Origin of the sequence: Paracoccus sp. SSJ (genome assembly GCF_030234105.1) — a bacterium.
GTDB lineage: Bacteria > Pseudomonadota > Alphaproteobacteria > Rhodobacterales > Rhodobacteraceae > Paracoccus > Paracoccus denitrificans.
The window spans coordinates 191,395-209,099 of record NZ_JASSPE010000003.1; the positions used below are offsets into that span (position 1 = coordinate 191,395).

17 protein-coding genes are annotated in these 17,705 nt (G+C 67.1%); all 17 read right to left on the reverse strand.

Annotation, left to right across the window (positions count from 1 at the left end):
- Positions 1 to 51: 51 nt before the first annotated feature.
- Entirely contained in the window at positions 52 to 186 is a 135-nt protein-coding gene (locus QPR87_RS04810) for a hypothetical protein (RefSeq protein ID WP_260155044.1), read from the reverse strand.
- 42 nt (positions 187 to 228) lie between these two features.
- A complete protein-coding gene (locus tag QPR87_RS04815; protein ID WP_285048610.1) occupies positions 229 to 657 on the reverse strand; it encodes a protein tyrosine phosphatase family protein in 429 nt (142 codons plus the stop codon).
- 100 nt (positions 658 to 757) lie between these two features.
- Positions 758 to 1,441: a phosphoglycolate phosphatase gene (gene gph, locus QPR87_RS04820; RefSeq protein ID WP_285048611.1), complete on the reverse strand. Its 684-nt coding sequence runs from the start codon at positions 1,439 to 1,441 to the stop codon at positions 758 to 760.
- Positions 1,442 to 1,993 (reverse strand): thioredoxin family protein, encoded by a 552-nt coding sequence (locus QPR87_RS04825; protein ID WP_104491000.1) that lies wholly within the window; start codon positions 1,991 to 1,993, stop codon positions 1,442 to 1,444.
- A 518-nt stretch (positions 1,994 to 2,511) separates the two neighbouring features.
- A complete protein-coding gene (gene urtE, locus QPR87_RS04830; RefSeq protein ID WP_285048613.1) occupies positions 2,512 to 3,219 on the reverse strand; it encodes an urea ABC transporter ATP-binding subunit UrtE in 708 nt (235 codons plus the stop codon).
- A 3-nt stretch (positions 3,220 to 3,222) separates the two neighbouring features.
- The gene (gene urtD / locus QPR87_RS04835; RefSeq protein ID WP_285048614.1) at positions 3,223 to 3,963 is read right to left on the reverse strand and encodes an urea ABC transporter ATP-binding protein UrtD; all 741 of its coding nucleotides are present in this window, start codon (positions 3,961 to 3,963) and stop codon (positions 3,223 to 3,225) included.
- Positions 3,960 to 5,195, reverse strand: coding sequence for an urea ABC transporter permease subunit UrtC (urtC, locus tag QPR87_RS04840; protein WP_285048615.1), 1,236 nt, complete (start codon positions 5,193 to 5,195; stop codon positions 3,960 to 3,962). The genes urtD and urtC overlap by 4 nt, the downstream gene beginning before the upstream one ends.
- A gap of 1 nt (position 5,196) precedes the next feature.
- The gene (urtB, locus tag QPR87_RS04845) at positions 5,197 to 7,116 is read right to left on the reverse strand and encodes an urea ABC transporter permease subunit UrtB (protein WP_285048616.1); all 1,920 of its coding nucleotides are present in this window, start codon (positions 7,114 to 7,116) and stop codon (positions 5,197 to 5,199) included.
- A 49-nt stretch (positions 7,117 to 7,165) separates the two neighbouring features.
- On the reverse strand, positions 7,166 to 8,452 hold the full coding sequence (gene urtA, locus QPR87_RS04850) for an urea ABC transporter substrate-binding protein (RefSeq protein WP_011750251.1): 1,287 nt from the start codon (positions 8,450 to 8,452) through the stop codon (positions 7,166 to 7,168).
- A 304-nt stretch (positions 8,453 to 8,756) separates the two neighbouring features.
- A complete protein-coding gene (locus tag QPR87_RS04855) occupies positions 8,757 to 9,647 on the reverse strand; it encodes a bestrophin family protein (protein WP_285048618.1) in 891 nt (296 codons plus the stop codon).
- Positions 9,648 to 9,653: 6 nt separating this feature from the next.
- Complete coding sequence (locus tag QPR87_RS04860; protein WP_285048620.1) at positions 9,654 to 10,451, reverse strand: family 1 encapsulin nanocompartment shell protein; 798 nt, start codon at positions 10,449 to 10,451, stop codon at positions 9,654 to 9,656.
- A 1-nt stretch (position 10,452) separates the two neighbouring features.
- Positions 10,453 to 11,475: a Dyp-type peroxidase gene (locus tag QPR87_RS04865; protein ID WP_285048622.1), complete on the reverse strand. Its 1,023-nt coding sequence runs from the start codon at positions 11,473 to 11,475 to the stop codon at positions 10,453 to 10,455.
- 62 nt (positions 11,476 to 11,537) lie between these two features.
- Positions 11,538 to 12,170: a MarC family protein gene (locus tag QPR87_RS04870; protein WP_285048624.1), complete on the reverse strand. Its 633-nt coding sequence runs from the start codon at positions 12,168 to 12,170 to the stop codon at positions 11,538 to 11,540.
- Positions 12,171 to 12,238: 68 nt separating this feature from the next.
- Positions 12,239 to 15,100 carry an ATP-dependent Clp protease ATP-binding subunit gene (locus QPR87_RS04875; RefSeq protein WP_285048626.1) on the reverse strand — a complete coding sequence of 954 codons (2,862 nt, stop codon included), beginning with the start codon at positions 15,098 to 15,100 and terminating at the stop codon, positions 12,239 to 12,241.
- Between the two features lie 62 nt (positions 15,101 to 15,162).
- The gene (locus tag QPR87_RS04880; protein WP_350310442.1) at positions 15,163 to 15,330 is read right to left on the reverse strand and encodes a DUF2474 domain-containing protein; all 168 of its coding nucleotides are present in this window, start codon (positions 15,328 to 15,330) and stop codon (positions 15,163 to 15,165) included.
- A complete protein-coding gene (cydB, locus tag QPR87_RS04885) occupies positions 15,279 to 16,283 on the reverse strand; it encodes a cytochrome d ubiquinol oxidase subunit II (RefSeq protein WP_285048630.1) in 1,005 nt (334 codons plus the stop codon). Before cydB ends, QPR87_RS04880 begins: the two co-directional genes overlap by 52 nt.
- 1 nt (position 16,284) lies before the next feature.
- On the reverse strand, positions 16,285 to 17,688 hold the full coding sequence (locus QPR87_RS04890) for a cytochrome ubiquinol oxidase subunit I (RefSeq protein WP_285048632.1): 1,404 nt from the start codon (positions 17,686 to 17,688) through the stop codon (positions 16,285 to 16,287).
- Positions 17,689 to 17,705 lie beyond the last annotated feature (17 nt).

Sequence of the window (17,705 nt, forward strand, 5' to 3'; positions counted from 1 at the left end):
CCTCCGGTAACGCAGAGGGGCGCGAAAGGCCAGCGTCAATCGCAAATGACGTCAGCGCAGGCCCAGAAGGCCCAGGATGAACAGCACCACGACGACAAGGCCGACAAGATAGATGATCGAGTTCATGGCAATTCCTCCCCTGGGCCTGCCGAAGCGGGAAATCCGTCCGGTCGCGGTCTGGCGCATGGAAAACCCGCCAGGGCCGCCAAGGTTCCGGCCCGGCGCCGGTCAGCCGTCCTGCCGGGCCAGCGATTCGAGCAGCGGCCGCACCCCCGCAAGGTCGTAGCCGGCCCGCGCCGCGGTCTGGAGCAACTCCTCGATCGGCTCTTGCCCGGCGCGCGCCAGCGCCCAAAGCACGGTCGAGCGATTGCCCGAACGGCAATAGGCCAGCTTGGGGCCGGGCGAGGCCAGCGCCTCGGCCTGGGCGGTGATCATCTGCGGCGTGATCTGGCCCGGGGTGAAGGGGTTGAAGTGGTATTCCAGTCCCGCCGCCTCGGCCGCCGCGCGCATGGCCTCGTGATCCTCGTCCGGGCCGACCTCCTCGTCGGGGCGGTTGTTGATCAGCACGCGAAAGCCGGCCTCGGCCAGTGCCGGCAGATCCTCGGGACGGATCTGGGCCGCAACGGCCAGATCGGGGGTCAGTTGTCGCAGGTCCATGCGGAACTCCTTGGACTTCGGGTCGCGCCGGGATGGCGGCATGGGGCGACGGATCGTTCCGTTTCGCCCGGCTGTCAAGCGTTGCCGCGCCCGGACGGAGCTAGCCGACGGCCGAAGTCTCCTCGACCAGCAGGGGCAGGTGGGCGAAATCGTCGAACGTGCCATGATGCGCCATCTGCTCGACCGGAGTCTTGCGATAGCCGTGGGTGAACAGCAGGAAGGGCACGCCGGTATTGCTGGCGCATTCCTCGTCGAATTCGCTGTCGCCGACATAGACCCCGCGCGGCTTCAGGGGATCGGCGCCCAGCCCGGCGAAGGCCGCGCGCAGCGGCGCCGGATCGGGCTTGCGCTGGGGCAGGGAATCGCCGCCCACCACCGCGCCGAACAGCCGCGCGATGCCGAAATGGTCCAGGATCGCCCGCGTCGGCCCCAGCGGCTTGTTGGTGCAGAGCCCCAGCGGATAGCCGCGGTCGGCCAGTATCCCCAACGCCTCGGCGACATTGGGATAAAGCCGGGTCAGGCCGGTGGCGTCGTGATAGCGGGTCATGAACGAGGCGACCAGGTCGCGATGCGCCTCGGCCGGCAGCCCGGTCGTGCCGATGACTCGCCGCCACAGCAGATCGACGCCGCCGCCGACGAAGCCGCGCACCTGATCGAGCGTCAGCGGAGCCACGCCGTGCAGGCGCAAGACCGCGTTCACGCAGGCATGGATGTCGGGCACGCTGTCGATCAGCGTGCCGTCAAGATCGAAAACCACGGGGCAGGGGGCAAAGCAGATGTTCATTCACGCCTTCCATTTGATCGAGCAGCCCATCGAGGCCACCTGTTCGCGCGGGCCCTGCCCGGTCTGGGCGATCTGCGCCATGGCCTCGAACAGTTCGCGCCGGGCGTCCGGCGGCGCCGGATTGCGGCCCGAGGCGTCCAGCCGGCCGCGATACTGCAATTCGCCCGCGGCATTGTAGCCGAAGAAATCCGGCGTGCATTCGGCGCCATAGGCGCGCGCGACATCCTGGCTTTCGTCGTAGAGATAGGGAAAGGTGAAGCCGTGCCTTTCGGCCTCGAGCTTCATCTGTTCGGGCGCGTCCTGCGGATATTCGGCGACGTCGTTGGCCGAGATCGCCACGACGCCTACGCCCAGCCCCTGCAATTCGGCGGCGTCGCGCCGGATGCGGTCGATGACGGCCTGCACATAGGGGCAATGGTTGCAGATGAACATGACCAGCGTGCCGCTCGGCCCGGCGATGTCGCTGAACGAGAACATGCGCCCATCGGGATCTGGCAATGTGAAGTCCGGCGCCTTGGCGCCGAAATCGCAAACCGGAGGACGAACGGCCATGAAATCTCCTTGCTCGTGATTGCCGCTTGGTCTTGCGGGTGGTGGCTGCGGAAATTGCGGTGGATTCGTTTCGCAGACTATGCTGTGGGACAGAGGAAAGGAAGTGCTTGCGCCCGGGTGGGATGATTGGTTGGCGGTTGATGTTCAGTATATTACATAATCCCGGTTATCGGTATTATCCAACTGTAAGATGCCCCGGCCGCCAGGATAACCGCGGATTCTGAAGATTTCAGCGGATCGCCATCGTGCCGGGTTGCGCGACCAGTCCAGCAATGGGCGGATCTGTTGGCCGGCCTCGCTCTGGACCGCAGCCTCGCAACACCTGCCGATCCGCACCCATTCGGCCGGATCCCGGACCCCGGGCCCCGGGCATCGTTGCTCCCACCTGAAACAGAAGATCCAACCCGGCAGTGCTTCCGTCCGCGATCTGTTGGTGCGGACGCGCCGTCAGGGCGTGCCGCAGCGAAAGCCCTTGTGACCGGCTGTTTCTCTTTCCCGGCCAAGAGCAAGGAAATCCCTCATGCCGCAGCGTGGCCCGCAAGGCGCGCGTGCAGGTCCTCGCGTCGCAGATCGGCTTTCGATCCATGCGCCACCGCCCTGCCCCGCTCCAGCACCAGGAAGTCGTCGCCCAGATCCCAGGCGAAGTCGAAATATTGCTCGACCAGCACGATGGCCATGTCGCCCCGCTCGCGAAGCGTGGCGATGACCCGGCCGATCTGGGCGATGATGTTGGGCTGGATGCCCTCGGTCGGTTCGTCCAGCAGCAGGACGCGCGGCCTGGTGATCAGGGCGCGGGCGATGGCAAGCTGTTGCTGCTGGCCACCCGAAAGGTCGCCGCCCCGCCGATGCGCCATCTCGGCCAGCACGGGAAAGCTGTCGAAGATCTCGTCCGGGATGCTGCGCTGGTTGCGGGGCAGGCAGGCGAATCCGGTTTCCATGTTCTCGCGCACGGTCAGCATGGGAAAGATCGCCCTGCCCTGCGGCACATAGCCCACGCCCATCCGCGCCATCTGCTGGGCCGTCACCCGGCCCAGTTCGCGCCCGTCAAGGCGGATCGTGCCGCCCGAGCGGGGATGCCGCCCGGCCAGCAGGCTCAGCAGCGAGGTCTTGCCCACGCCGTTGTTGCCCATCACGCAGGTCACGCGACCGGGCCGGGCGTCGATGTCGATGCCGTGAAGGATCTGGCTGCCGCCATGGTGAAGGGTCAGGTTCCTGGCTTCCAGCATGTCTCAGCGCCCCAGATAGACTTCGATCACGTCGGGATTGCGGGTCACATGGTCCAGGCTGCCCTCGGCCAGCACCGATCCCTGATGCAGCACCGTCACCTTGCAATCCAGCCGGCGCACGAAGTCCATGTCGTGTTCGACCACCACCACGGCGCGCGTCTGCGCCAGCCGGACCAGCAGCGCCGTGGTCTGCTCGCGTTCCGCCAGCGTCATGCCGGCCGCGGGTTCGTCGACCAGCAGCAGGCGCGGGGCCGAGGCCAGCAGCATGCCGATCTCCAGCCATTGTTTCTGGCCGTGGCTCAACTCGCCCGCCTTGCGGTGGGTGTGGTCGGCCAGACCGACCTCGGCCGCCAGTTCCGCCACCCGCGCGGCCGACGCCGCCGTGGGTTTCCAGAACAGCACCGCAAAGGGGCCGCGGCTGGCCTTCAGCGCCATGGTCAGGTTGGCGGCGACGCTTTGGTCCTCGAAGACGGTGGGACGCTGGAACTTGCGGCCGATGCCGGCGCGGGCGATCTGCGCCTCGTTCATCCTCAGCAGCGATTTCGAACTTTCGCCGAACTTCACATCGCCGGAATCGGGCCGGGTCTTGCCGGTCACGATGTCCATGAAGGTGGTCTTGCCCGCGCCGTTGGGGCCGATCACCGCACGCAGTTCCGCCGCGCCGATGCTGAAGGACAGGTTGTTGATCGCCCGGAACCCGTCGAAGCTGACCGAGATCCCGTCCACTTCAAGAAGCGCGGTCATGCCTTGGCCTCCTGTTCCTGCAATGCGCCCTGGTCGGGGCCAAGGTCGCGGCCATGGCGGCGCGGCGGCAGGATGCCCGCCAGCCGGTCGAAGATGCCCGCGATGCCCTTGGGGGCGAACAGCGTCACCAGCACGAAGGACAGGCCAAGCGCCACCTGCCACCAGTCCACCCATTTGACCGCATAGCCCGGCAGGTTCAGGTCGGGCGCCCGCCCGCCGGTGAACCAGCTGGACAGCAGCGAGACCACGATGGCGCCGATCATCGCGCCGTAAAGCCGCCCGCGCCCGCCGATGGCGACCCAGACCGCCAGGTAGATCGAGGCGATGGGCATCAGTTCCGCCGGGTTGATGATGCCCGCCTGCGGGTAATAGAGCGCGCCCGCAATCGCGGTAATCATCGCGGCCAGGGTAAAGACCGCCAGCTTGAAGCCCTCGACCGGATAGCCCAGGAAGCGCACGCGGGTCTCGTCGTCGCGGATGGCGCGGATGACGCTGCCGAACTTGCCGCCGACCACCCATGCGGCCAGGACGTAGAACAGCGCCAGGGCGGCGGCCGAGGCCCAAAGGAACCAGACCGACAGCCGCGCCTGCCCCACCCCGTCCAGGCCGGGGATGTTCTGCAATCCCGACAGCCCGTTATTGCCGCGAAAGCCGCTGTCGTTCTGGAACAGCCACAGCGCCAGCGCCAGCGTCATCGCCTGCGTCAGGATCGACAGGTAGACGCCGTTGACCCGCGACCGGAACGCGAGCCAGCCGAAGACCAGCGCCAGCAGCCCCGGCACCGCGACCACCAGGACCAATTGCGCCGTCAGCGAATGGGCCAGGGTCCAGACCAGCGGCAGGTCCGCCGAGCCGACGACGCCGAAGATCTGGTTGGCCACGGCCTCGCGCAACTCCTGCGCGGTGGGCGGGATCGGGTTGCCGGAAAGCGAGGCGGCGACGATGGCCTCGGTCCGGGCATACATCAGCCACTGCCCGATCATGTAGCCGCCCAGGGCGAAGAAGGCCATCTGCCCCAGGGACAGGATGCCCAGATAGCCCCAGACCAGATCCATTGCCACGGCGGCCAGCGCCAGGCACAGCGTCTTGCCCAGCACCTTGACGGTCGAGGTCGGAAGGGCGCCCGACCCGTAGGCCGTGCTCATCAGCGTGACGGCAAGGGTGAAGGCGGCCAGCAGCGCCAGGACGACCAGGAACGAGGGATTGCGCAGGATGAAGGGTTGCCGGGTCATGTCACGCCTCCGCCGCACGGCCGCGTTGCGGGATGATGCCGCGCGGCCGGAATTGGATGAAGATCACGATGAACAGGATCATGAAGGTCTGCGCCGCCAGCGTGTTCGAGGGATTGAAGGATTCGATCACCTTGGACAGCACCCCGATCAGCCCGGCGCCCGCCAGCGTGCCCCAGATGTTGCCGACGCCGCCGACCACAACCGTCATGAAGCTTTGCACGATGTATTGCTGGCCCAGTTCCGAGGTGACCTGGGCGAAAAGGCCGATGGCGACGCCCGCGATCCCCGCGATGCCCGAGCCGAGGCCAAAGGTCATCATGGCGATGCGGTCCGGGTTGATCCCCATGCTGGCGGCCATGCCGGGGTTCTGCGTCACCGCGCGGACCTCCAGTCCCAGCCTCGTGCGCTTCATGATGAACAGGAACAGGCCCAGGAACAGCAGCGCCAGCACGAAGATCGCCACCCGGATGGTCGAGATCGAGACCACGTCGTTCATCGTGATCGCGCCTTCCAGCCATGCGGGTGCGGTCAGCGGCCGGGCCTGCGTGCCGAAGATGTTCTTGGCAAGCTGCTGCAGCGCGATCGAGACGCCGAAGGTCGCAAGCAGCGTCTCCAGCGGCCGATGCGCCAGATGCCGGATCACCAGCCGGTAAAGCACCACGCCTGCGGCAAAGGTCACCGCGAAGGCCAGCGGCAGCGCCGCCACCAGCGACAGGGTGCGATCCGCGATCAAGGTCTGCGCGACATAGCCGGTATAGGCGCCCATCATGATGAATTCGCCATGCGCCATGTTGATGACGCGCATCACCCCGAAGGTGATCGCCAGCCCGATTGCGGCCAGGAAGTAGATCGAGGCAAGAGACAGCGCGTCCAGCCCAAGGTCGATCCCCTTCATCGCCCCCAGCCGCCATTCCGCGCCCCTTTGCGCGGCGCGGGCGGCGTCGGTCACGGCCGCCTCAGGCTCTGCATAGACATCGAAGAAGCGGATGCCTGCCAGCGCCGCCTCGGTCTCGGCCTCGGTGGCGGCGGGCGGGACGGTTCCCGCCCCCTCCAGCGCCTCATAGGCGCGGTCGTGGGCTTGCGGGTCGGACAGTTCGGCGACGGAAACGCCGCCTACCCTGCCATCGACGATATGCGCGGCCAGCGCATTGCGCTGGTCGGCAGCAGTCAGGCGCGGCTGGACCAGCCCCTGCGCCGTCAGCAGGGCGACGGCGGCCTCGCGCGGGAAATCGTCCGACCCCACGCGCAACTCACGGGCGATGTTGGCGCCCTGCGGCTCATCGGCCGAGGCCACGCGCCGGGTCGCGAGCAAAGGGTTCAGCGCGGCGCGGAAATCAAGGCCGACATCGCCCGCCATGTCCTGGATGGCGGCCACCCGCGCGGCGGGGTCGGCGTCGAAGCGGATGGTCAGCAGCTTTTCGATCCGGGCGCGGCGGGCGGCCAGAGCGGGGTCCGGCTCGGGCGCGGCGGCGCGCAGGGCGGCCAGATGCTCGGCAGTGCCGTCGCGGGCGATGCTGGCCAGCGCGGCGGCGCGGCGCGCCCGGTCGGGGCTGGCAATCTCGCCCGCGACCAGCGCCGATTCGATCACGCCGCGCACCCCGGCATTGGGGCGCAGCATCTTCGGGTCCGCGCCCGTGACGGCCTGCCCGGTCACCGCGTCCGTGGCGCCGTCGCCCGTGACGATCACCAGCCGCCCGTCGGCCAGGCCCAGCGAGCGGCCCGCCCATGCCGACAGCAGCGCCAGCCCCTCGGGTCCGGTGGCGGCGATCCGGGCCACCACCGGCTCGACCGTGCGGCGCGAGGGGCGCTCGATCTGGTCCAGGTTGTCGGCGATGACCGCTTCCAGCGCCGGATTGGCGGCGGCGGGCAAGGCCAGGAACAGGCTCAGCAGCAAGGCGATCAGGCGGCAGGTCATGGGCATTTCCGTCTTGAGGCGAAAGAGGGCGGCTGCACCGCCCCCCAAAGGCCGGTCAGTAGTTCGACTGGACCTGCACGCAGCTGTTGGTCTGCGTGTTGAACATGCCGCATTGCTTGCCCGGCCAGTCGGCATCCAGCACCGCGGATTCGGGCAGATAGTCGGTCCAGGCGTCGCCCGGCACCGGCTCGGTCTGGCTGACGATGTCGAACTGGCCGTCGGCGCGGATCTCGCCGATCAGCACCGGCTTGGTCAGGTGGTGGTTCGGCAGAACCGTCGCGGTGCCGCCGGTCAGGTTCGGCACCTCGATCCCCACGATGGCGTCAAGCACCGGGTCGACATCGGTGGTGCCCGCCTTTTCGACCGCCGCGACCCAGGCGCTGAAGCCGATCATCGTTGCCTCCATCGGGTCGTTGGTCACGCGCTTGTCGTCGCCGATGAACTTGTGCCATTCCTCGATGAAGGCGGCGTTCTCGGGCGTGTCGGCGGATTGGAAATAGTTCCAGGCGGCCAGATGTCCGACAAGGTTCGCGGTATCCAGCCCGGAAAGCTCTTCCTCGCCGACCGAGAAGGCGATGACCGGAATGTCCTCGGCCGAGACGCCCGCCGCCGCCAGTTCCTTGTAGAAGCCGACATTGGCATCGCCGTTGATGGTCGAGACGACGCCGACCTTCTTGCCGTCCGCGCCAAGGGCCACCACGTCCGCGACGATCTTGGACCAGTCCGAATGCCCGAAGGGGGTGTAGTTGACGAAGATGTCCCCTGCGGCGACGCCCTTGTCCTTCAGATAGGCGTCGAGGATGTTGTTCGTGGTGCGCGGATAGACGTAATCGGTGCCCAGAAGCGCCCATTTCTCGACGCCCAGTTCCTCCGTCATGTAATCGACCGCCGGGATCGCCTGCTGGTTCGGGGCGGCGCCGGTATAGATGACGTTCTTCGAGCTTTCCTCGCCTTCGTATTGAACGGGATAGAACATCAGCCCGTTCAGCTCCTCCAGGACCGGCAGCACGGACTTGCGGGAAACCGAGGTCCACGCGCCGAAGATCACGTCCACATCGCTGACGGTCAGCAGTTCGCGCGCCTTTTCGGCGAAGAGCGGCCAGTCCGAGGCCGGATCGACCACCACGGCCTCCAGCGGGCGGCCCAGCAGCCCGCCCTTGGCGTTCTGGCGCTCGACCATCATCAGGACGGTGTCCTTCAGCGTGGTTTCCGAAATCGCCATGGTGCCCGAGAGCGAGTGCAGCACGCCGATCTTGATCGGCTCGCCTTCCTGCGCCCAAGCGATGCCCGCAAGCCCGGTCGAAATCGCCAGAGCGGCGGCTGCGCTGATAATCCTGTTCATCCCTGTCTTCCCTTGTGTCGTTGCCGTCGGGTTCAGGGGAACTAGAGGACATCGGCGGCACGCCGCCAATTCCTGCGCCCCCGACCATCACCGGGCGGCATGAACTGGCGAAACTTCAGGCAGTTCGTTCGACAATTTCCCGCAAATCAGGCAGACCCCGACCAACTTGCAGCGCCGTGGGTGGGGCGCGTCGGATAATTTTTCCGGGCCAAGGAACCGGGCGGCGATGGAACACGGCAAGGCTTGGTCCGCCCCCCGCCCCGTTCCCGGCATGGCAGGTCGGCATCATGCGGCCGCGGCGGATCTACCGGCCGTCGACGGCTTCCGGCACGGCGGGCGGCGTTGGGCCGGACAATGCATCCATCATCTCGCGTTCGATGTTCTGGCGCATGACATCCAGCGGGAGGGCGTTCGGCGAACCGCCGAAGGGATCCTCCAGCTGATGGCTCAGGGCATCGAGGCCAAAGAAGGTATAGGCCACCAGAAGCACGGGGAGGAGCGTCCACCAGCCCAGTGCTCCGGCCAATGCAAAGGGCAGCAGCAGGCAGAAAACCAGCGCGGTGCGGTGCAAAAGCAGGGAATAGGCGAAGGGCACCGGGGTCGAGGCGATCCGCTCGCAGGCCGCCTGCGCCGCCGAGAGCTGGTCCAGATAGCCCTCCAGCACCGACCAGCGGATGTCGCCCAGCCGACCGCGCTCGACCGCCGCGATGAGTTCTTCGCCGGCAATCCGCAAGACGCGATCCGAGGGATTGCGGCATCCGCGAATATCGTCGGCCGGTATCCAGCGGGCGATCGCAGCGATCTCGTCCTGATGGCGCAACCGTGCGGAGAGCCCGCCCGCAAAGGCGCAAAGCGACCGCAACAGCCGCATGCGGGTCTGGGATTCCAGTCCGGCGCTGGCCCGCGCGATGCCACGGCAAGCGACGATCACCTGCCCCCAAAGCTGGCGCCCCTCCCACCAGCGCGCATAGCAGGTGCTGTTGCGAAAGCTCATGAACACCGAAAGCGCGATGCCGATCAGGGTAAAGGGGATGGCGCTGATCCGGGCAAAGATGCCGGGATGCATCCGCGCCGCCAGGATGGCCACGATGCAGACCACCCCGATCACCGTCAGGCGGCCCAGGATCACCGGAATGATCGAACCGTTGAGGGTAAGCAGGATATCGCGCAGGTTGGGCTGCGAGCGCGGCGTCATCGGTGGTCAGGCCTTCAGCGCCACCACGGCTTCGGATGTCTGCATCTGGAAGGTCAGGGATTCCTGCAGGTAAAGCGTGACGGATGCAGCGTCGTGCGACAGATAGCCGATCGAGATGTCCTGCCCCAGCCACAGGTCGAAATCGCCGCCGCGGGTGGTGACGACGGCCCCGCCCTCCAGCGCCTGGCTCCAGACCACCGGCACATCGACCAGCCGCTCCAGATGCTTCAGCACCGGATAGCCGTCCTCGGCGCCGCCATTGGCGGCGGTGAAGGCCGCCGTTCCCAGGATCAGCGCATAGGGTCCGTTGACCCCTGCCAGCCGCAGTTCGCTGACCGCCGAGGCCACCGCCTCGGGATAATCGGCGACATTTGCGGGCAGCGCGACGATGGGGTTGCTGGTTTCCGGCAGGATGCCCCTGATGCCCGCATCGCCATGGCCCAGAAAGACCAGCCGGTCCTCGGCCAGCGCGATCTTGCGCGCTGCGTCCTTCAGCGGCTGCCAGTCGCTGTCGTTCGAGCCGCGCGCCACGTCGTCGATGGCGGCGCGGGTCAGGGTAAAGGGCACGCGCAATTCCAGCAGCGGGTTCACCTCGCGCCGGTGGCTCTCGACGCCCTCGGCCAGCGCCGTGGCGGGACGCAGATGGCCGGTGCCCACCGCCGACAGGCCGAACCCTTCCGGGCTGTGCACATCCACCACCCGCCGCGCGCCGAGATAGCGTTTCAGCGTCCGCGCCGCCTCGTCCTCGATCTGGGCCCAGGCCGCATCGCTGATCGGCGCCAGTTTGCGATGAAGATTGTCCATGTCAGTTCCCCTGCTTCAAGGATCCAAGGCCGAGCGAGCCATCCGTCCGCACGGCGGGTTCCGGTTTCGCTGCCGGTTGCTGCACGGGCCGGCCCGCGCCGATCGCATCCAGCACATCGGCACCGGGCACGAAGAACAGGCCGCCCGTCACCGCGGTCGAGACATCGAGGAGGCGGTCGTAGTTTCCGGGCGGCAGACCGACGAACATGTTCTCCAGCATCGTTTCGATCCGCCCCGGCTCGCGGGCGTAGCCGATGAAATAGGTGCCGAACTCCCCTCGTGCCGGGCTGCCGAAGGGCATGTTGTCGCGCAGGATCTGCAACTGGTTGCCCCGGTCGTCGTTGATGTTGGTCAGCACGTTATGGGCGAAACTGGCCTTCTCGGCCTCCGGGAACTCGATATCCGACAGCTTGCGGCGACCGATCACCCGCTCCTGCGCCTCGACCGTCATCGCCTCCCATCTGGCAAGGTCGTGCAGGTATTTCTGCACGATCACGTAGCTGCCCCCGGCGAAGGCCGCATCCTCGGGACCGATCAGCACCGCCGCCGTCCGGTCGGCGCCGTTCGGGTTCTCGGTGCCGTCGACAAAGCCCAGCAGGTCGCGGTTGTCGAAGAACTTGAAACCCTGCGTCTCGTCCTCGACGGTAGAGACCGGGCCCAGGCGGCGCAGGATCTGGCTGGCCAGTTCGAAGCAGAAATCCGGCCGCTCGGCACGGATGTGAAAGAGGATGTCGCCGGGCGTGGCGGGGGCGTGGTGGACGCCCGCCAACTCGCGGAACGGATGCAGGCCCTGCGGCCGAGCGCCCATGTCCAGACGCTCCCACAGGGCGGAACCGATGCCGATGACGCAGGACAGGCCGGCGGAGGCGCTGCGAAACCCCACCGCCCTGACCAGCGAGGGCAGGTCGGCGCAGAGGTCCCGAAAGCCGTCCAGCGCGGCATCGTCCCCATGCAGCGACAGGGTCAGGAAGATGGCGTTGGCGGTCAGGGACCCGTCGGCGGGCTGGCTGGCGATCGGAGTCATTGGCATTCCCTTGCTGGCACGGGTCCGGTAAAGCCTGTCCGGGCGGCTTGCGAAAGCATCCGCTATCGCCCCGACAGGAACAAGGCCCTGATACTGGTCGTCATCATCTCGACGGCGATGGCGGCCAGAAGCATGCCCATCAGCCGGCGGGTGACGGCCGTCGCCTGTGCGGAAAGATGATGGCCGAGCCACGGCGCCGCCAGAAGCGCCGCCGCCAGAACCGCCAGGAAACCGCCAAGGCCAAGCGCCAGCCCGATCTCGCGCCCCTGCGAGATCGCGGCATGGCCGAAGACGATCAGCGTGGCGATGGTGCCGGGTCCGACCAGCAGCGGGACCGCAAGCGGATAGATCGCGACCGAAGGAGCGGTCCCGTCGATCTCGTGATCCGCGGGCTTGTGCTGCGCGCTGGCGGACCCGTTCAGCATCGACAGCGCGATCAGCAGCACCATCAGCCCGCCCGCAAGGCGGAAATCATCCACCGTCAGGCCGAAGGCCGACAGCACCGCACCCCCGGCCAGCGCCGAGACCACGCAGCCGATGCCGACCGCGATGATCGCCACGACGGCGGTGCGATGCCGTTGGGCGTCGCTGCCGCCTTCGGTCAGGGACAGGAAGATCGGGACATTCGCAATCGGGTTCATGATCGCGAACAAGGCCGCGAAGACCTTGACGGCGAACCGGATGTCGTCGGCCATGCATGCTCCTGTTGCCTTGGCCCGGCACCGGGGCACCGGGGCGCCGGGGTATTTCCGTGACAAGCGGATCAGGAGGCGGGTTTGTCGCCTGCCGCCTCTTTGTCCTCGATCAGCTTCGTCGCCTCGGCAGCCTGCCCGGCGCCGCCCTGCAACTTGCGCTCCTCGTCCTCGACCACATCGGTCGCCGTGGCGGCGTCCAGCGTCGTCGGGCCGGCGGAGGCGGTGGTTGCGTCCGCGTCGGGCCTGTCCTCCGCCGCTTTCCCGACCGCAAATCCGATGCCGTCCCCGTCGCTCCAGTTGGCGGTCACCGTATCCCCCTCGCCCACCTTCCCGGCCAGCATCTCCTTGGCCAGCGGCGCCTCGATCTCGCGCCGGATCAGCCTGCGCAATTCCCGCGCGCCGAATTCGGGCTGGTAGCCCTCTTCGGCCAGATGGTTCACCACGCTGTCGTCGAAACGCAGGGCGATGTCCTGCCCCAGCGCCGTCTGCCGGATGCCGTCGAGCTGCAGTTGCACGATATTGCCGATCTCGTTCTTCTTGAGGCTGTCGAAGATGATGATCTCGTCGATCCTGTTCAGGAATTCGGGCCGGAAATGCTGGCGCAGCACCTCCTGGACACCCTCCCTGACCGCCGCCGTGATCTCGCCCCCGCCCGACATGATCACCTGCGAGCCAAGGTTCGAGGTGGCGATGATCAGCGTGTTCTTGAAGTCGACCACCCGGCCCTTGCCGTCGGTCAGCCGGCCGTCGTCGAAGACCTGCAACAGCACGTTGTAGACATCGGCATGGGCCTTTTCGATCTCATCGAGCAGGATCACCGAATAGGGCTTGCGCCGCACCCGCTCGGTCAGCTGCCCGCCCTCGTCATAGCCGACATAGCCGGGCGGCGCGCCGATCAGCCGGGCGACGGCGTGGCGCTCCATGTATTCGGACATGTCGATGCGGATCACGGCATCCTCGTCGCCGAAGATCACCTCGGCCAGCGCCTTGGCAAGCTCGGTCTTGCCGACGCCGGTCGGCCCCAGGAACAGGAAGGTGGCGATGGGGCGGCTGCCTTGCCGCAGCCCGGCCCTTGCCAGGCGCACGGCGTCCGAGACCGCCTCGATGGCGCGGTCCTGGCCGATGACGCGCTGATGCAGCCGCTCCTCCATCTGCAACAGCTTTTCCTTTTCCTCCTGCGTCAGCTCGTTCACCGGAATGCCGGTCAGCTTCGAGACGATGTCGGCGATGTCGCCCACCTGCACCTCGGCGCTGGACGAGCCGACCCTGGCCTTCCAGGCATCGGTCCTTTCCTCCAGGTCCTTCTCGCGCTCGCCGATCCGGGCCTCGAATTCCTTGGCCTTGTCGAAATTCTTGCGCGAGGTGGCATAGGCCTGTTCGCGTCTCAAGCCCGCGATCTCGGCCTCGGCCTCTTGCAGGTCGGCGGGGCGCGAGGTGGTGGACAGATGCACCCGCGCCGCCGCCTGGTCGATCAGGTCGATGGCCTTGTCGGGCAGGAACCGCCCCGAGATGTAGCGATCCGACAGTTCCGCCGCCGCCACCAGCGCCTCGTCAAGGATGGTGACCTTGTGATGCGCCTCCATGCTGTCGCGCAGGCCGCGCAGGATGTTGATGGTCTGATCGACGCTCGGCTCGGGCACCAGCACCGGCTGGAAGCGGCGCTCCAGCGCGGCGTCCTTTTCGATGTATTTCTGGTATTCGGCCAAGGTGGTGGCGCCGATCAGATTCATTTCGCCGCGCGCCATGGCAGGCTTGAAGGTGTTGGCGATGTCGAGGCCGCCCTCGCCCCCGCCCTGCCCCGCGCCGACGATGGTGTGGACCTCGTCGATGAACAGCACCAGCTCGTCCTTCCGGGCGGTGATCTCGTCCATCAGCTGCTTGACGCGTTCCTCGAACTCTCCCCGATACTTGGAGCCCGCGACCATCGAGTTGATGTTCAGCTCGATCAGCCGCTTGTCGCGCAGGACCTCGGGCACCTCACCGTTGACGATGCGCTGCGCAAGGCCCTCGATGATGGCGGTCTTGCCGACGCCGGGCTCGCCGATCAGCACCGGGTTGTTCTTCTTGCGCCGGGCGAGGATCTCGATCGTGGTCTCGATCTCCTGCGCGCGGCCGATCACCGGGTCCAGCTTGCCCTCGCGCGCGAGCTTGGTCAGGTCGCGGCTGAACTTGTCCAGGTTCGGCGTGTTCGTGGGCGTTTCGACCCGGCCGTCCTCGGCACCCTTGCCGACCACCTTGACCACCTGTTGGCGGATCGCCTGCGGGGTCATGCCGTATTTCCTGAGCAGCGTGCCGGCATGGCTGTCCGGCACCTCGGACAGCCCGATCAGCAGATGCTCGGGACCGACATAGCTGTGCCCCAGTTCGCGCGCGGCCGTATAGGCGCGGTTCAGCGCGCTTTTCACGCGAGGCGAGACGCCGACCTCATCCTTGTCCCTGCCCTCGGGTCCCGCGCCGGGCAGTTCGGGGGCACGCTTGTCGATCTCGGCCCGCAGGTCGGCGGGGCTGACCTTGAACTGCTTCAGGATCGCCTGCACCGCCTCGCTGTCGGGCAGGACATAGAGCAACTGCTCGGTATCGATGTCGCGGCGGCCGCTTTCCTGCGTGCGCTCGGCGGCCTTTTGCAGCATGGCCTTGGTCTGCTCGCTGAAGCTGTCCACATATTGCCGCTCGCTGGGCGCATCGGTCATGGCGGCCCGGCCGGCGGGGGCATTGGCGTCGCCCATCAGGCCGCGGGCGCGACCGAAGAAGCCGTCGAAGGGATCGCCGCCGAACAGCGATTCCAGCGGCGAGGCGCGCCTTTGCTGCCGGGTCAGCCGGGCATAGTCGTATTCGCAGATATCCATCTGCTTGCGTTCGCCGTCCTGCATGACGGTTACATGATAGGCTGCGGGGCGGATGCCGCAGATCTGGCACATTTCGGTCGCCATTGGTTCCTCCTCGTTGGTTCAGCGAGTCGTGTCGGTTTCTTGCCGGGTGTCGGTGCGGGAGCTTACGGCGCGAGCGCCCATCGGATGGCCATGGCCACAAGGCCGAGGGCCAGAACGCTGGCGGTCCAGATCGCGGCCATCCAGGCCAGCCGCTTCCACAGGGGTGCCTCGCCCGCCATCAATGATAGCCGTGTGTTCCGACCTTGCCGCGGAACACCCAATAGGCCCATCCCGTGTAGATCAGGATGATCGGGATGATGAACATCGCGCCTGCCAGCATGAAGGACTGGCTGCGCAGCGGTGCCGCCGCATCCCAGATCGTCACCGAGCGGGGCACGACATAGGGAAAGATGCTGATGCCCAGCCCGATGAAGCACAACAGGAACAGGGCGAGAAGCATCAGGAAGGGCAGCCGCTCGGCGCCGGCGATCAGGCTGCGGAACAGCACCAAGGCGCAGATCGCAACCAGAAGCGGCACCTGCGCCGTCAGCAGCACCCCTGGAAAGTCGAACCAGCGCCGCCAATAATCGTAGTTGAGAAAGGGCGTCGCGACGCTGACCGCGATCAGCATGGCGATCATGGCGGGCGCAAGCAGATGCACCATGCGGCGGGCGTTGCTCTGCGCGCCGCCTTCGGTCTTCCAGTTGAGCCAGGCCGCGCCAAGCGCCGCATAGCCCGTCAGCAGCGCGATCCCGGTCAGCAGGCTGAACGGGCTGAGCCAGTCCAGCCAGCCCCCGGCATAGGTCCCGTGCTCGACCCGGATGCCCTGGAGGATGGCGCCGAGCGCGATGCCCTGCGACAGCGCCGCCACGACCGAACCACCCGTGAAGGCCAGGTCCCAGAAGGCGCGGTGGCGCGGGTCGCGCCAGCGGAACTCGAAGGCGACGCCGCGAAAGATCAGGCCCAGCAGCATGGCGATCATCAGCGGATAGGTGGCCGGCAGGATGATCGCATAGGCCAGCGGAAAGGCCGCGAACAGCCCGCCGCCGCCCAGCACCAGCCATGTCTCGTTGCCGTCCCAGACAGGTGCGATCGAGTTCATCGCCTGGTCGCGTTCCTCGCCGACCTTCAGCGTCGGGAACAGGATGCCGATACCCAGGTCGAACCCGTCCATCACGACATAGGCAAAGACCGCGAAGCCGATGATCAGCGCCCAGACGACGGTCAGATCGATGCTTTCCATGTCAATGCTCCGTGCCGGCGCCGGACGCGGCGGGCGTGATGCCGGCGGCGCGCTGCGGTCGGCTGGGCGGCTGGGTTTCGCCGGGCTGCGGCGGCTTTGCCATCAGCCGCAGCAGGTAATAGATCCCCGCCCCGAAGGCGAAGAAATAGACCACGACAAAGGCGATCAGCGAGGCCGCCACGGCGGGCGCGGCCAGCGGCGAATGCGATTCCGCGGTGCGCATCAGGCCGTAGACGGTAAAGGGCTGGCGTCCCACCTCGGTGGTGATCCAGCCCGCGATCACGGCGACGAAGCCCGAAGGCCCCATGACAAGCGCCGCCCGATGCAGCCAGCGCCAGTCGTAGAGGGTGCCGCGCCAGCGCGCCCAAAGGCTCCAGAGCCCCAGCCCCAGCATGGCGAAGCCCAGCCCGACCATGATGCGGAAGGACCAGAACACGATGCCGACGGGCGGCCAGTCCTCGCGCGGGAAATCGTTCAGCCCCGGCAGGGGGGCGTTCGGATCGTGCTTCAGGATCAGCGAGCCGAGCTTCGGCACCTCGATGGCATAGTCCACGCGCCGCGCTTCGCTGTCGGGGATGCCGAACAGGAACAGCGAGGCGCCGTCGGGACTGGGCTCGTAATGGCCCTCGACGGCCAGGATCTTGGCGGGCTGGTGTTCCAGCGTGTTCAGCCCATGCGCATCGCCGACGAAGATCTGGATCGGCGCGACGACGGCCGCCATCCACATCGCCATCGAGAACATCTTGCGCGCGCCGGGATTGGCGCGGTCGCGCAGCAGGTGCCATGCGCCGACCCCGCCCACCGCCAGCGCCGTGGTCAGGTAGGCCGCGATGACCGTATGCACCAGCCGGTAGGGAAAGCTTGCGGTAAAGACGATCGCCCACCAGGACGGTCCCGGCACGAACTGTCCCTGTTCGTTGATCAGGTGCCCCGCCGGCGTCTGCATCCAGCTGTTCACCGCAAGGATCCATGTGGCCGAGATCATGGTGCCCAGGGCCACCATGCAGGTGGCAAGGAAATGCAGCCCCTTGCCGACCTTGTTCATCCCGAACAGCATCACGCCCAGGAAGCCCGCCTCGAGAAAGAAGGCGGTCATCACCTCATAGGCCATCAGCGGCCCTATCACCGGCCCCGCCTTTTCCGAGAAGACCGACCAGTTTGTGCCGAACTGATAGGACATCACCACGCCCGAGACGACGCCCATGCCGAAGACCACCGCGAAGATCTTCAGCCAGTAGCGGAACAGGTTGGCATAGACCCCCCTGCCCGTGCGCAGCCACAGCGCCTCGAGCACCATGAGATAGCTGGCCAGCCCGATCGAGAAGGCCGGAAAGACGAAGTGGAACGAGACCGTGAACGCGAATTGCACGCGGGCCAGAATGACGGCATCCAGATGTTCGAACATGGCTGCCCCTCCGGGGG